The 14,401-nt window shown below is 46.1% G+C and carries 12 protein-coding genes, 1 tRNA gene and 2 pseudogenes; 10 read left to right on the top strand and 5 right to left on the bottom strand.

What is annotated here, in order from left to right; all coding sequences use genetic code 11:
- Positions 1-117 precede the first annotated feature (117 nt).
- The 5 genes and pseudogenes from Q0546_RS07190 to Q0546_RS07170 all read left to right on the top strand — a co-directional run.
- A pseudogene (locus Q0546_RS07190) lies at positions 118-402 on the top strand (2-hydroxyacyl-CoA dehydratase family protein); the annotation flags it as partial.
- Between the two features lie 72 nt (positions 403-474).
- The gene (locus tag Q0546_RS07185) at positions 475-1,332 is read left to right on the top strand and encodes a substrate-binding domain-containing protein (RefSeq protein WP_298791741.1); all 858 of its coding nucleotides are present in this window, start codon (positions 475-477) and stop codon (positions 1,330-1,332) included.
- On the top strand, positions 1,325-2,101 hold the full coding sequence (locus Q0546_RS07180) for a 4Fe-4S binding protein (RefSeq protein ID WP_298791739.1): 777 nt from the start codon (positions 1,325-1,327) through the stop codon (positions 2,099-2,101). The genes Q0546_RS07185 and Q0546_RS07180 overlap by 8 nt, the downstream gene beginning before the upstream one ends.
- Positions 2,101-2,928, top strand: coding sequence for a radical SAM protein (locus Q0546_RS07175; protein WP_298791743.1), 828 nt, complete (start codon positions 2,101-2,103; stop codon positions 2,926-2,928). The genes Q0546_RS07180 and Q0546_RS07175 overlap by 1 nt, the downstream gene beginning before the upstream one ends.
- A gap of 112 nt (positions 2,929-3,040) precedes the next feature.
- Positions 3,041-3,808, top strand: a pseudogene (locus Q0546_RS07170) (transporter substrate-binding domain-containing protein).
- A 306-nt stretch (positions 3,809-4,114) separates the two neighbouring features.
- Here Q0546_RS07170 and accA read toward each other — a convergent pair.
- The 5 genes from accA to gpmI form a co-directional block, all read right to left on the bottom strand.
- Positions 4,115-5,056: an acetyl-CoA carboxylase carboxyl transferase subunit alpha gene (gene accA / locus Q0546_RS07165; RefSeq protein WP_298791737.1), complete on the bottom strand. Its 942-nt coding sequence runs from the start codon at positions 5,054-5,056 to the stop codon at positions 4,115-4,117.
- On the bottom strand, positions 5,056-6,264 hold the full coding sequence (locus Q0546_RS07160; protein ID WP_298791735.1) for a beta-ketoacyl-ACP synthase II: 1,209 nt from the start codon (positions 6,262-6,264) through the stop codon (positions 5,056-5,058). The genes accA and Q0546_RS07160 overlap by 1 nt, the downstream gene beginning before the upstream one ends.
- A 19-nt stretch (positions 6,265-6,283) precedes the next feature.
- Positions 6,284-6,517: an acyl carrier protein gene (gene acpP, locus Q0546_RS07155; protein WP_002948723.1), complete on the bottom strand. Its 234-nt coding sequence runs from the start codon at positions 6,515-6,517 to the stop codon at positions 6,284-6,286.
- Positions 6,518-6,596: 79 nt separating this feature from the next.
- A complete protein-coding gene (gene fabG, locus Q0546_RS07150; RefSeq protein WP_298791730.1) occupies positions 6,597-7,340 on the bottom strand; it encodes a 3-oxoacyl-ACP reductase FabG in 744 nt (247 codons plus the stop codon).
- Between the two features lie 80 nt (positions 7,341-7,420).
- Positions 7,421-8,899 carry a 2,3-bisphosphoglycerate-independent phosphoglycerate mutase gene (gene gpmI, locus Q0546_RS07145; protein WP_298791728.1) on the bottom strand — a complete coding sequence of 493 codons (1,479 nt, stop codon included), beginning with the start codon at positions 8,897-8,899 and terminating at the stop codon, positions 7,421-7,423.
- 79 nt (positions 8,900-8,978) lie between these two features.
- On the opposite strand from gpmI, the gene mraY reads away from it, so the two are divergent.
- The 5 genes from mraY to Q0546_RS07120 all read left to right on the top strand — a co-directional run bounded on the left by mraY (position 8,979) and on the right by Q0546_RS07120 (position 14,167).
- A complete protein-coding gene (mraY, locus tag Q0546_RS07140) occupies positions 8,979-10,043 on the top strand; it encodes a phospho-N-acetylmuramoyl-pentapeptide-transferase (protein WP_298791726.1) in 1,065 nt (354 codons plus the stop codon).
- A 78-nt stretch (positions 10,044-10,121) separates the two neighbouring features.
- The gene (murD, locus tag Q0546_RS07135; RefSeq protein WP_298791725.1) at positions 10,122-11,384 is read left to right on the top strand and encodes a UDP-N-acetylmuramoyl-L-alanine--D-glutamate ligase; all 1,263 of its coding nucleotides are present in this window, start codon (positions 10,122-10,124) and stop codon (positions 11,382-11,384) included.
- A 145-nt stretch (positions 11,385-11,529) separates the two neighbouring features.
- Positions 11,530-11,605: transfer RNA gene (locus tag Q0546_RS07130), tRNA-Phe, on the top strand.
- Between the two features lie 218 nt (positions 11,606-11,823).
- Positions 11,824-13,107, top strand: coding sequence for a site-specific integrase (locus tag Q0546_RS07125; RefSeq protein ID WP_298791723.1), 1,284 nt, complete (start codon positions 11,824-11,826; stop codon positions 13,105-13,107).
- Between the two features lie 73 nt (positions 13,108-13,180).
- Positions 13,181-14,167 carry an AAA family ATPase gene (locus Q0546_RS07120; RefSeq protein WP_298791721.1) on the top strand — a complete coding sequence of 329 codons (987 nt, stop codon included), beginning with the start codon at positions 13,181-13,183 and terminating at the stop codon, positions 14,165-14,167.
- The last annotated feature ends 234 nt before the right edge of the window (positions 14,168-14,401 follow it).

Here is a 14,401-nt window from a genome sequence, read left to right as displayed (position 1 = left end):
TGGGGCTAGAGCTAAGCGAAATTTACAAAACCGCCCGCAAAAATCCCGCGATCAAACTAAGCCCCTATGCACGGTATTTGCCGAGACCGTCCTCGCTAAGCGCAAACCGAAGGCGATCTAGTCGCAAATATCGCCGAGCGCTACCTTAAAATTCCATGTTCGGTGATGTATCAAAACGACGCACGCTCGGATATTATCAAGGAATTTATCCGCGAGTATCAAGCAGACGGCGTCATCGACGTCGTGCTAAGCGGCTGCCACACCTACGCGATCGAGACGAACAAGATCAAAGAGGCGAGCCGCGAAGCGGGAGCGAACTATATGTCGCTAGAGACCGATTATTCAAAACAAGACGTCGGGCAGATACGCACGCGCTTGGAAGCGTTTATCGAGCTACTTTAATCGATACTGTTTGAAATTTTGAAATGAAGAATTTTTTAAATTTAAAAACAAACCAAAGAAAGGAGAGGTTGCATGAAATTTAAGGAGATAGACGAATCTCGTCGCGGCTTTTTAAAAGGAGCTTTAGCGGCAGCCGCCATCGCCGGACCCGAATCGATGCTCGCCGGCTTCACGCCGTTTAAGCCAGGTTCCCTGCAGGTTTGGTCGTGCGGAGGACTGTCCGAAGCATTTAACGAGCTAAACGCCATTTATGAGTCAAGGACGGGACATAATATCCAGTACACCGGCGCCTTTGCGGGTGCGCTCGGAAAGTCGCTGCTAGCCTTGCAAGGCAAGACGGAGGTTTTCGGCGCTCGCGTTTTGGAGCTGTCTCAAAAACTGCGTAAGGCTGGCCTTAGCCTCCGCTTTAGACCGCTATGTTTTACCGACTACGTTTTAGTAGTGCCGAAGGGAAATCCCGCGGGCATTCGCGATCTGAAGGATCTAGCAGAGCCCGGCGTGCGGGTGATGCTGCCGCTAAGGGCATCGCCTCCGGGTAGCGGACCGGTAAAGGGAATTTTGAAAAATTCAGGTCTCACGGGGCCCGTTATGAAAAATATGGTCGCCAACGGAGCGTGCGTTATTACCATGATGTGCGATCTAGTAGACGGAAAGGGCGATGCGTCCATCATCGAAAAGCGCCTAACGACGCACGATAGGTTTAAAGATAGGATCGAATATATGCCTATCGACGAGAAACTCATCCCGCCGGGGCCGCTTACCTTTACGCTAAATATCATGAAATACGTAAAAGACGAGAAGCTTGCCGATGACTTTGCGGACTTCGTCTGCTCGGACGGGCAGGAAATTTTCGAGCGGCACGGCTTTACCTCCATCCATTCGGCGCGCGGGCTTGAACTCATAGAAAGGTTTGGTGTAAAAGATGTTTAGTATCGTAAATATGGCAAAGATGAAAAAAGTCTCTAGGCTAACTAAAATTCGTCGATTGGTGCAGCTGATTTTTATCGGCGCGATCGGGCAATGGGCGTATTACGGGATTTTTAGATGCCCTTTTATCGTGCCTTTCGTAAACTGCCAATCCTGTCCGATCGTTACGTGCTGGGGGCGGATCGCGACCGTGTTTTTCGGCTTTTGGCTGTTTATCCCCGTGCTTGTTATTTTCCTTGGGCGCGCGTTTTGCGGCTGGCTTTGCCCGGGCGGATTCGTAAATCAAATGCTCGGCAAATTTGCCGCTTTTAAGCTTAAGCTAAAAAATAACAGGAAGCTACGATATGCGCAGATAGGCATGGTTCTAGCCGTTTTGCTTAGCGCGGGCGTATATTTTATCTACGGCAACCCTCGCGTTATGATCCCTATCCGCACCAGCGACGAGTACCTAAACGCCGTTATCATGTCCTTTAAATTTTCCGACTGGTACTGGGCGGTTCGCACTGCCGTCGTCGCAGCTCTCATCGCTGCGTCCTTGATCGTCGCAAATTTATGGTGCCGCTTCGCCTGTCCTAGCGGCGGCATAATGGAGCTGCTGCGTAAAATTTCAATATTTCGCGTTTATAAAACGAGCGCCTGCGACAACTGCAACGCCTGTTTGCGCAAATGCGAAATGGGCACGAGACCGGACGAGATGAACTGCACGAACTGCGGCGATTGTATGGACGTTTGCCACGCGGACGCCATCAAATTCGGAAGGAAAAAAGATTGATGAATTTTTTCGCCAAACCCTCCTTCGACAACCACCCCTGCTTTAGCAAAAAAGCGTCCGCCGCCTACGGGCGCGTGCACCTTCCCGTAGCGCCGCATTGTAATATCCAATGCAATTTTTGCAACCGCATCTACGATTGCGCAAACGAAAATCGCCCCGGCGTAACCGGGAGGGTGCAGAGCCCGGACGAGGCCGTAGAGTACGTGGAAAATCTATTTAAATTTAGGCAAGACATCTCGGTCATCGGTATCGCAGGACCCGGGGATCCTATGTGCGATGCCGACAAAACCCTAGCGACCTTTGAAAAATGCAAAGCCCGCTTCCCTCATGCCCTACTTTGCCTATCCACAAACGGCCTAGCTCTGCCCGAGCATGTGGACGATATCGTGCGAATCGGCGTGAGCCACGTGACGGTGACCGTTAATGCCGTAACGCCCGAAGTGGGCGGCAAAATTTATGCGTGGGTGCGCCACAAAAACAAAATTTATCGCGGCGAGGATGGCGCTAGAATTCTTGGGGAGCGCCAAGAGGAAGGGATCCGCAAGCTAAAAGAAGCCCGCATGATCGTAAAGATCAATACGGTCGTAATCCCCGGCGTCAATATGGATCACGTCCCCGAAATCGCGAAAAAGGCCAAAGAGTGGCAGGCCGATATCATGAACTGCATGGCGATGATCCCCGTGCATGACACCCCTTTTGCAAATATAAAATCGCCATCAAACGAAGAAATTCGCAGCATGCGAAAGCTAATCGGCGACTCCATTCACCAAATGACTCACTGCGGCAGGTGCCGCGCCGACGCATGCGGTAAGCTTTGCGAGGGATAGGGCTTGCGTTACGGCGGGTTTTGTCGGCTTTTTATCGGTCCGTCAAATTTAAATTTATATCGCGATCGCGATTTTTACGATTTTATTTTCAAATTTCACAAAAGGAGTTAGCATGAAGCTAAGACAAATTTTAAAACTAGGTGCGGCGCTTGCCGTTTGTTTAAATTTAGCCAGCGCAAAATCGCTCGAGCAGATCAAAAAGGATGGTGTGATCACTATCGCTACCGAGGGAGTGTATTCGCCGTTTTTGTTTCACAATGAAAAAGACGAGCTGATGGGCTACGACGTCGAGATCGCAAGGGCGGTCGCAGGCAAACTAGGCCTAAAGCCTAAATTTATCGAAGCCTCGTGGAACGCGATGCTAGCGGCGTTTGACGCGGGCAAGGCGGACACCGTGTTTAACCAAGTAAGCATTACCGAAGAGCGCAAGAAAAAGTACGACTACTCCGTGCCATACATGACCTCGTACTCGGCGATTATCGTGCACGAGGATGACGACGATATCAAGAGCTTCGCCGATCTAAAGGGCAAACGCTCGACGCACTCAGTAAATAGCATGTGGATCCCAACTGTCTAGAAATACGGCGCAAAGCTCGTCGTAGCCAATAGCCTAAGCGACCAGATAAATCTCATAATCACCAAGCGCGCCGACGACACGATAGACGACGCCGTGATGTTCTACGACTACAAAAAGCAACACCCAAAAGCGCCTATAAAGCTTATAGTTGCGGGCGAGGACACGATGTATACGGCCGTAGTCGTACATAAAGGCAACGCCGAACTACTGGAAGCGATAAACAAAGCCCTAAACGAGCTACGAGCCGAGGGCAAGCTAAAAGAAATATCAATGAAATATTTTGATAAGGATATTTCAGAATAAATTTAAAGGCGGCTGGCGGGTAAGTTTCAAATTTGCAAATTTAAAACTTATGTGGCCAAATTTATTTTTCAAACCATCTTTTGACCCAAATGCATTTTCTAAATACTATTTTATAACTTTTCTACATAACATAAAATTATAAAACAGGTATTTTGTGCCAAGAAGCCATTAAACTAATTTTAGTAAGATTATTTTGGTTTTACGAATATTTTCTGTAAGACTCGTGCAAATTTGAATAATTCGGAAATAAATAAGCAACTTACAAAAAGTTCAAGCAACTTTTTGTAAGAGTACTATTTTTTAGCGCTATTTGCCCTCTTCAAATGCGCCTGCAGATAAGATTTTAGCTATTCTGGCGTTTAAAAGCTCATCTACTTTTAGCTTTTCAAGTTTATCTAGCTCGGTTATAAAATAACTCGCAAGCGCTTTTACGGCAGTCTCTTTATCTCTGTGAGCGCCATTTATCGGCTCTTCTATGACGTCGTCTATCAAATTTAAGCTTTTTAGATCGTCAGCAGTTATTTTTAGTGCTTTAGTAGCTTGCTCTTGTTTTGATGGGTCGTTCCAAAGTATAGCTGCGCAACCCTCCGGCGAGATAACCGAGAAAACTGAATTTCGCATCATAGCTAGCTTATCGGCTACGCCTATAGCTAGAGCTCCGCCGCTTCCCCCCTCGCCTATAACGACGGCTATCATCGGAGTTTTTAAATTTGCAAATTCAAATAAATTTCTAGCGATCGCCTCGCTTTGACCGCGCTCCTCAGCCGCAACGCCTGGATACGCGCCTGGAGTATCAATCAAAAACAGTACAGGAAGTCCAAATTTCTCAGCCATCTTAGCTATTCGTAAGGCTTTACGGTAACCCTCGGGATGAGGCATACCAAAATTTCTTTTTAGTTTATTTTTGGTTCCTCGACCCTTTTGCTCGCCTATCACGACGACTTTTTTAGAGCCTATATAGCCGATAAAGCAAACTATCGCCCCGTCGTCGCGATACGCTCTATCGCCGTGAAGCTCATAGTAATCCCTCATCATACCCTTAATGTAGTCGATAGCATAAGGGCGATCCGGATGACGAGCTAAAGCAAGACGCTGAAACTCGTTAAGGTTTTTGTAAATTTTAGCGGTCTCTTTTTCTAAATTTTTATTTAGAATTTCTACTGCGTGTTCATCGCCGCGAATCCTCGCGTTTGCGATATCATCATCTATTTGTTTGATACCCTGCTCAAAGTCTAGATAACTTGCCATTATATCTTCTTAAATATAATAGAGCCGTTCGTGCCGCCAAATCCAAAAGAGTTGCTCATAACGGCGTTTAGCTCAGCTTTTCTAGCCACGTTTGGCACGTAGTCCAGGTCGCATTCCTCGTCTTTTGTTGTATAGTTTATCGTAGGCGGTATAAGACCTTCTTGCATAGCCATTATAGATACGACAGCCTCTATCGCGCCAGCCGCGCCAAGGCAGTGTCCAGTTTGCCCCTTGGTAGAGCTAACCGGCGGTACATTGCCGCCAAAAAGAGCCTTTAATGCTGCAGTTTCGTTTTTATCATTGGTCGGTGTCGAGGTGCCGTGTGCATTAATGTAGTCGATCTGTAAATTTCCAGCCATTTTTAAGGCCTTTTTCATCGCAGAAAGCGGCCCTTCGAGTGAAGGCGAAGTTATATGATACGCGTCGCCACTCTCGCCAAAACCGACCACCTCGGCATAAATTTTAGCCCCTCTAGCCTTAGCGCTTTCATACTCTTCGAGCACGAGTGCACCGCTACCTTCGCCCATAACAAAGCCATCTCTGTCTTTATCAAAAGGTCTTGATGCCGTTTGTGGATCGTCGTTTCTAGTAGAAAGCGCTTTCATAGCCGCAAATCCCCCGATACCTACGCCGCAAACCGTAGACTCGGAGCCTACGACTAGCATCTTTTGCGCTTCACCGACCATAATGGTTTTAGCCGCTTCGATGATGGCGTGAGTAGATGCCGCGCATGCAGTTACGCTAGAGATATTAGGCCCCTTTAAGCCGTGCTCTATCGAAACTATGCCGCCTAGCATATTTACTAGCGCAGAAGGTATAAAAAATGGAGAAATTCGTCTTGAGCCTTTTTCAAGCAAGATATTGGAGTTTTTTTCGATATTAGGCAAACCGCCTATGCCAGCAGCTGAACTAACGCCGAAATTTTCAGCGTCAAATTCGCTGAAATTTGCATCGGCCATAGCCTCTTTAGCAGCTTTTAATCCAAGCTGGATAAATCTATCGACCTTTTTTACCTCCTTGGCGTCCATCACGCTAAGCGGGTCAAAGTCCGTTATCTCGGCAGCAATCTGAACTGGAAAATCGCTCACGTCAAAAGAGGTTATCTTTTTTACGCCGGTTTTACCTTCGCAGATAGCCTTAAATGAACTATCCTTGTCGAGCCCTAAAGCGTTGATCATCCCAATCCCGGTTACTACGACTCTTTTCAAGATCTCTCCTTACAAAAACTTATTTATTTAGGTTCTCGATGTAGGTTACGACGTCGTTTATAGTGATTAGTTTCTCGGCGTCGCTATCAGGTATCTCTACTTCAAATTTCTCCTCAAGAGCCATAACTAGCTCGACTACGTCAAGCGAGTCTGCACCTAGATCCTCGATAATCTTAGACTCAAGCTTTACCGCATCTGGAGCCACGCTTAGTTGCTCGACCACTACGTCTCTTACGTCATCAAATATTGCCATTTTCTTCTCCTAAAAATAAAAATTTCGTGATTTTAATATATTTTAGCTTAAACTTTCGCAAAAACGTAAATTTACGCGCTTACATATATAGTCCGCCGTTGATCTTTAACGTCTCGCCCGTGACGTAGCTGGCGTGATCGCTTAGCAAAAACGCCACAGCTTCGGCCACTTCGCTAGCGCTTCCGAAGCGCTTTAGCGGGATGTTGTCGCTGTATGTTTTTTTGATCTCGTCGCTTAGCTCGCTCGTCATATCAGTCTCGATGAAGCCCGGAGTTACGCAGTTAAAGCGGATATTTCTCGCCGCGCCCTCTTTGGCGAAGCTTTTGTTCATCGCTATCATTCCGCCCTTGCTAGCAGCGTAGTTAGCTTGCCCCGCATTACCCATCTCGCCCACGATCGAAGCCACGTTTACGACGGCGCCGAAGCGTTTTTTGCTCATCACTTTTAACGCCTCGCGGCATCCGATAAAGGCCGAGGTCAAATTTGCGCCTATCACGCTAGTAAAATCCTCCGTCTTCATGCGAAGTGCGAGCTTGTCGTTTGTGATGCCCGCATTATTTACGAGGTAGCCCAGCTCGCCGTCGGCGTCCGTGATCAAATTTATCGCTTTTACAAACTCATCCTCGTCCGTCGCGTCAAATTTTACCACCGCAGCCTGTCCGCCGTTTGCTATGATTTCAGCTTGCAGAGCATCGGCTATTTCGGGCTTTGAGCGGTAGTTTATCCACACTTTTAACCCCATTTGCGCTAGGGTTTTGGCTATCTGCGCGCCAATACCGCGGCTTGCGCCGGTGATTAGCACGTTTTTCCCGCTAAATTTCATTTTTTCTCCTTGATTTCAAATTTTACTCGCATTTTATCAGACGAAAGCTAAAAAGCCTTTTACCTAAAATTTATATAGTATTAAAACAGTGCCTCGTCCATCTCGGCCGGTTTTTCGACACCCATTAGCACCAAAACGCTCGCGGCGATATTGTTTAGACCGCCTGGTTTTACCGCTCGTATGCCCTCACCCATCACGAAGCAAAACACGTCAAAAGTCGTGTGGTTGGTTAGCAAATTGCCCTGCGCGTCCTTCATCTGCTCGCAGTTGCCGTGGTCGCTCGTGATGATTAGCGCGTAGTTTTTCTCTTTTGCTTTTGCTACGATGCGCCCCAGCGCCGCATCCACGGCCTCGACCGCCTTCACTGCCGCGTCAAATTCGCCCGTATGCCCGACCATATCGCCGTTTGCGAAATTTACCACGATCAGATCCTGCCCGTCATCCATCCCCTTTAGCACCGCCTCGCACACGGCCTGCGCGCTCATTTCGGGCTTTTCGTCGTAGGTTTTGACTTTAGGGCTTGGCACCAGCACTCTCGTTTCGTTTTGGGCGAGCTCCTCGACGCCGCCGTTAAAGAAAAACGTCACGTGCGCGTATTTTTCGGTCTCGGCGGTGTGCAGCTGCGTTAGGCCCGCGTTTGCGACGACCTCGGCAAGGGTATTTTTTAGCTTTTCGTTTTCAAATAATACAGGGAAGGCGAAATTTGCGTCGTACTCAGTCATGGTAAGTAATTTTTTTACGACAAAAGGGCGCTCAAATTCGCTAAAATTTTCATCGCCCAAAGCCGCCGCGATCTCGCGCACGCGGTCGTTTCTAAAGTTTATAAATATCACGCCATCATCCTCGCCGATACCCTCAAACCCGCCAAAACCAGCCGGTACAATAAACTCGTCCGTCACGCCCGCCTCGTAGCTTTGCATGACGTATTCTAGCGGCGATACGGTTTGCGTGTTTTCTCCTCGCGTCATCGCATCGTAGGCTGTTTTCACGCGCTCCCAGCGTTTATCACGGTCCATCGCGTAAAATCTACCGCTAACGCTAGCTAGCTTAAAGCCCACATTTTGCGCCTTTTCTTGCAGCGATTTTATGAACGCCAGCCCGCTTTTCGGGCCTACGTCGCGCCCGTCGGTTATCGCGTGGGCAAACACCTCGCAGCCGTTTGCGACCGCAAGAGAGCACATCGCATCAAAGTGGCTTAGGTGCGAATGCACGCCTCCGTCTGAGTAGAGCCCGACGACGTGGACGCGTTTGCAGGTTTTAAACAAATTTAAAAGCTTTTCGCTTTTGGCTAGCGAGCCGTTTTCAAAACCGAGCGAAATTTTTACCAAATTTTGATACAAAACCCGCCCGCTACCGATACACATGTGCCCGACCTCGCTGTTTCCCATCTGTCCGTCAGGTAGGCCCACTGCCAGGCCCGAGGTTTTTATGAGCGTATTTGGCACGTTTTTAAACAACCAGTCGTATGTCGGCTTTTTTGCCGCCGCAAATGCGTTAAATTCGCTACTTTCATTATATCCTATACCGTCTGTGATCACCAAAATAGTTTTTTGCGCCATTTTTAAATTTTCGCCTTAAATTTAGATATTTTTTAACGGCATTATACTAAAATTAGCCTTTTTTAAAATAAAGGCTTTTATGTTTTACTATATTTATGAACTATTAAATTTTAATATCTTTCAATACATCACCGTTCGCGCGGGTTTTTCGTTTTTTATCGCATTTTGCTTGACCATTTGGGCGCTGCCTAAATTTATCGCGTGGGCAAAGGCCAAAAACGCCGCCCAGCCCATCTACGAGCTAGCTCCGCAAACGCACCAAAAAAAGGCCAAAACGCCGACGATGGGCGGACTGGTCTTTATCGGAGCCGCACTTGGGGCGAGCGTGATCTGCGCGCGCCTTGATAACGTCTTCGTTTTTGCCTCGCTGATCTGTCTAGCAGGCTTTACGGCGCTTGGGTTTAAAGACGACTATCGCAAAATTTCAGGCGGCAAAAACCATGACGGACTAAGCCCTAGAGCCAAGCTTGCGGTGCAAATTTTGATCGCGTTTGCGGTCTCGGCGATGCTGTATTTACACGGCGAGTTGGGGAGCAAATTTTACCTACCGTTTTACAAATTTCCCGTGCTTGATCTGGGCGTTTTTGCGGTGGCCTTTTGGGCGCTCGTTATCGTCGCCGCCTCAAATGCGGTAAATTTAACCGACGGCCTAGACGGTCTAGCTACGGTGCCTGCGGTGTTTTCGCTACTGACACTTGGCGTATTTGCCTACATCTGCGGACACGCGGTGTTTAGCTCGTATCTGCTTTTACCAAAAATCGTGGGCGTGGGCGAGACGGTCGTCGTGGCCGCTGCGCTGATCGGCTCGCTGATGGGATTTTTGTGGTTTAACTGCCATCCGGCCGAGGTCTTCATGGGCGATAGCGGAAGCTTAAGCGTGGGTGCATATATCGGGCTAATGGGCGTGATGACGAAAAACGAAATCCTGCTCATCATCATAGGCTTTGTATTCGTGATGGAGACCCTGAGTGTGATTTTGCAGGTCGGGAGCTTTAAAATTTTTAAAAAGAGAATTTTCCTAATGGCGCCGATACATCATCATTTTGAGATAAAAGGCTGGGTGGAAAATAAGATCATCGTGGGGTTTTGGCTCATCGCCGTTTTGGCAAATTTGATCGCCATGACTGCGCTAAAAATCAGGTAAATTTAGCGCGAGTAAAACGGTGAAAAGCCGATCTTAGCACGGACGAGAAACGCAAATTTTACGGGCAAAGGGGAGAAAATGAGAAAATCGCTATTTGGCTACGGCGGTACAACGCGCGCGATCGCGAAAAACTTCGCAAAAGACGGCGGCTGGGACATTTATGACGACAAATTTAGCGAGATCTCAAGCGACGAATGGGGCAACACTCTACTGCCGCCAAACCTCTTTATACCCGAAAAAAGCGGCCTCGAGATCCCGAGCCCCGGCTTCCCGCCGAGCCACGAGCTGGTTAAAAACGCGCAAAATCTCATCAGCGAATACGACTATTTTTATAAAATTTACGGCGACAAGATGCCATTTAGCGTCTGGATCAGCGGCACGAACGGCAAAACCACGACGACAAAGATGACGCAGCATCTGCTGGCGCGCTACGGCTCGGCAATGGGCGGCAACGTCGGCGTTCCGCTCGCAGACCTGGACGTAAACGCCAAAATTTGGGTGCTAGAGACCAGCTCCTTTACTATGCACTACACAAACGCCGCGACGCCGGGTATCTACGTGCTTTTGCCGATCACGCCAGATCACCTCAGCTGGCACGGCGACTTTGTCCAGTATGAGCGCGCCAAGCTAAAGCCGCTAGCGACGATGGGCGAAAACGCGGTCGCGATCCTGCCTAAAATTTACGCCAATACGCCGACTAAAGCAAAGGTGATAAGCTACGAAAACGAGGCGGATTTGGCCGAGTTTTGCGGCGTAAATTTAGGCGATATCGCCTTTAAAACTCCGTTTTTAATGGATGCGCTTTTAGCTCTTGCTATCCAGAAAATTTTGCTCGATAGATGCGACGTACAGCTACTAAACGGCTTTGTCATCGAAGGCAATAAGCTCGAAGAATTTCGCGATGCATGCGGCAGGACGTGGGTCAACGACACGAAGGCGACTAACATCGATGCAAGCATCCAAGCCGTCAAGCGATATGAGGGCAAATTTTTGCATTTGATTTTAGGCGGCGACGATAAAGGCGTAGATATGCGGCCGCTTTTTGAAGCCTTGAGCGGTGCTAAGGCGCAAATTTACGCTATCGGCTCAAATACGGACAAGCTAATGAAGCTTGCCGGCGAGTTTAAAATCCCCGCCGTAAAATGCGCATTTTTAAACACCGCGGTCGGCGAGATAGATAAAAATTTCAAATTTGACGAATCTGCGAAAACTGGCGCAAATGATGAAAATTTGGACGAGATAGCCATTTTAAGCCCTGCTGCAGCGAGTCTAGATCAGTTTAGCAGCTACGTAGAGCGCGGTGATGAATTTAAAAAAGCGATTTTAAATTTGAAAATTTAACGCGATATATGCGCCGTAAAACCTCGCTAAATTTGGGCAATTACCTTTAAAATAAATTTCATGTTTTATAAATGTGCTAAATTTTGCACCTTTAACCAAAATTTAAGTATCAAGTGGCTAAAATCACATTTCTTTTTAACAGCGTGGTTGGATAGCTCAGTCGGTAGAGCAGCAGACTGAAAATCTGCGTGTCGGCAGTTCGATTCTGCCTCTAACCACCATTTAAGTTTATTTTAAGTTCCTTTCAGCTACAAATCAATCCCTTTAAATTGCTGTTAATTCCCTTGTTTGCGAAGCGGGGAGCGATACTTAATTGCAAAAAGTTACTTTAACCAAGTTTTTAATTCGCTTTAATTTCAGTGGATTTAGGGCAGTAATTAAAGCAGTAAATTTTATTAAGGAAGTATTGCTCAAAAAATCATCCAAAAAAGGGATAAAAATGAGCAATGTCGCTTCTACCACTCTGCAAGATAGAGAGATCAAAAATCTTGCACCACGATCCACACAATACAAAAAAGTTGTCGGCAACCCAAAAGAACTATACATATTTGTTAATCCAAAAGGCACAAAAACCTTCTCACTCAAATACAAAGAGAGCAAATACGACAAAGAGCAGTTTATAAAAATCGGCGAGTGGCGCGAGGGCGTCTTTACAGCTCAAATGGCACGCACCAAAGCCACGAAAATGCTAAGAGAGCTAAATGGCGGAAAGCTGAGCATTGATGAACTAAGGGGCAGGCAAATAGGCAAATACATCTATGAAAACCTATTTAATAGGATAGTAGAACACAAGCGAAAAAGCGGTAAAAAGCAAAGCTATCTTGAAAAAGTCGTGCTAAGACACCAAAAATACTTCTTGCCAGCCTTTGGTAAAAGGGATATAAAAGATATAAGATACAGCGAGATAAAAGAAGTCCTAAGTGCCATTTTTAACCCACATGACCCAAACAAAAGCAGGCTTGAGACGATACATCGCCTGATAGACAATATAAACGAAGTCTTTATGATAGCTGAGCGAGACGATTATATCGCTAAAAACTTCATCCCAGCACTTCACAAAGAGTTCCCCACTTCACGTAGTTACAAACAACGCCACAACATAGACAGCAGACTAAGTGCGATAACCGACGAGAAAACCCTAGCCCAGTTCCTGCACGACTTAAAGAGTGATGGCAAGATGGACTTGCAAACCAAAAGAGCGATTTATTTGCAAATTTTATGCGTAAATCGCCCTATCAACACCGCAAGCGTAAAATGGGAGTACATAAACTTTGATGAGCAGACTTGGACTATCCCAGCAGATGAGATGAAAATGAGCTACGCTCATCAGGTCGCCCTGAACTCCTACGCTTTAAAAATCCTAAAAGAGCAAAGAAATTTCTGCATTATAGAAAACGGCTTTGTCTTCCCAGCCCTTAACAAACAAGAGCATATCCACAAAGATAGTCTTAACAAAGCTATCATAAATTTAAACGGCGGATTATACAAAGGCGTAGCTACCGCTCACGGTTTTCGTGCGACTTTTCGCACCATTTGCACGCAAAACAAAGCCCAGCTTCTGCAAATGGGCATAAGCGATGAAGTCATAGAGACCGCCCTAGCCCACAAAGAGAGCGATGCGGTCAAATTCGCATACGAGCGAAGCCGTAGCACCAAAGAGCAACTCGCAAGGCTCATGCAGTGGTATGGCGACTATTTAAATAGCCTAGAGACACTATTTTAAAAAGGGGAAAAATGAGATAAAACACGAAATTTTTAAAATTTGAAAGCAAAAATAAATATATTAAGGATAAAAGATGAGTGAGAAAATCCAAGCGATAGATCTAGACCATTCAAACCTATCGCTTAGCACAAAATACATTTCGGATTATATGCAAAAATGGCTTATATCAAACTTCATAGAGACAAATAAGCTCATTTGCTTTTATGCCAAAGCTGGCAACGGCAAGAGCATAACCACGCTTTTTTTGGCGGTATATCTACTAAAAATAGGAGCTGTTAAAAAGGTGTATTACATAGACGCAGATAATGGCATCGGCACTCTTAAAAGTCGTGGCTTAGATAGGATTTTAGCTGAATATCCCAACCTAACTTATATTAGCTTTTCTAAAAAGGTAAAGGAAAAAGACCTTGATACAAGGTCAATTATCTTCACGCTCTCAAAATTTGCAAACGACGAGCATAAGGACGCACTCATCGTCTTTGATAGTATGCGAAATTTCATAAAAGGTTCTATGAGCCTTGATGAAGTGGTCATGCCCTATCTTACAGCCATGCAAGAGATGCGTAATTATTACGCTGGCGTGTGGTTTTTACATCACCAAAATAAGCAAAGTTTTAGCGATAAGGATAACAAAGAGCATAAAGGCTCAACCGCCTTTATAGATAGCTCAGACGAAGCCTACTATGTCAAAAAAAGGGAGCGAAATGGCAGTCAGCTTATCGTAACACTTGAGCCACAAAAAGGCAGAGATGACACCGCCCCACAAGCCGTGATATTAGACACTGCAGAGCTTAGCGTAAGTCTTGGCGACTTTTATCTTTATGATTTAAATGACGAGCAAAAACAAGCCCTAGAATACGCAAAAGAGATCATCGCCAAAAATCCAAGTGGTATAAATTTACAAAATTTAACCAACGAGATAAAACGACTAGCAAAGATAGATGAAACGCAAGTGTGCGGAGCTAAGGCTATAAAATTTCTTTTAAAAAGATTTGATGGTAGGTTTTACACCATAGAAACGAGCAATCAGCACAATCAAACTATTTTCAAAATGCTTTGATTTTCTCCCCCTTTTTTCTTTACTTTTTCAGTTCGGCAGAGTTTGGCAAGAGCCTTGCCGAACTAAAAAAGTTTTTTATGCCGATAAAATGGCACTTTGCAAGTTGCTTTTAGTTTAGTTCGGCAGTTCGGCAGGATTTGCACTAAAATTTGAGATCTTGCGTATAAAATTTGCCAAACTGCCAAACTAAAAATTTTTTACTATTTTTATCCCTTATTTTGGGACTTTGAGAGC

Source organism: uncultured Campylobacter sp., from assembly GCF_937997465.1.
In the GTDB taxonomy this organism is placed as follows: Bacteria; Campylobacterota; Campylobacteria; order Campylobacterales; family Campylobacteraceae; genus Campylobacter_A.
The sequence above is the reverse complement of the archived record's forward strand: the minus strand, read 5'-3'. Positions and strand labels throughout refer to the sequence as shown.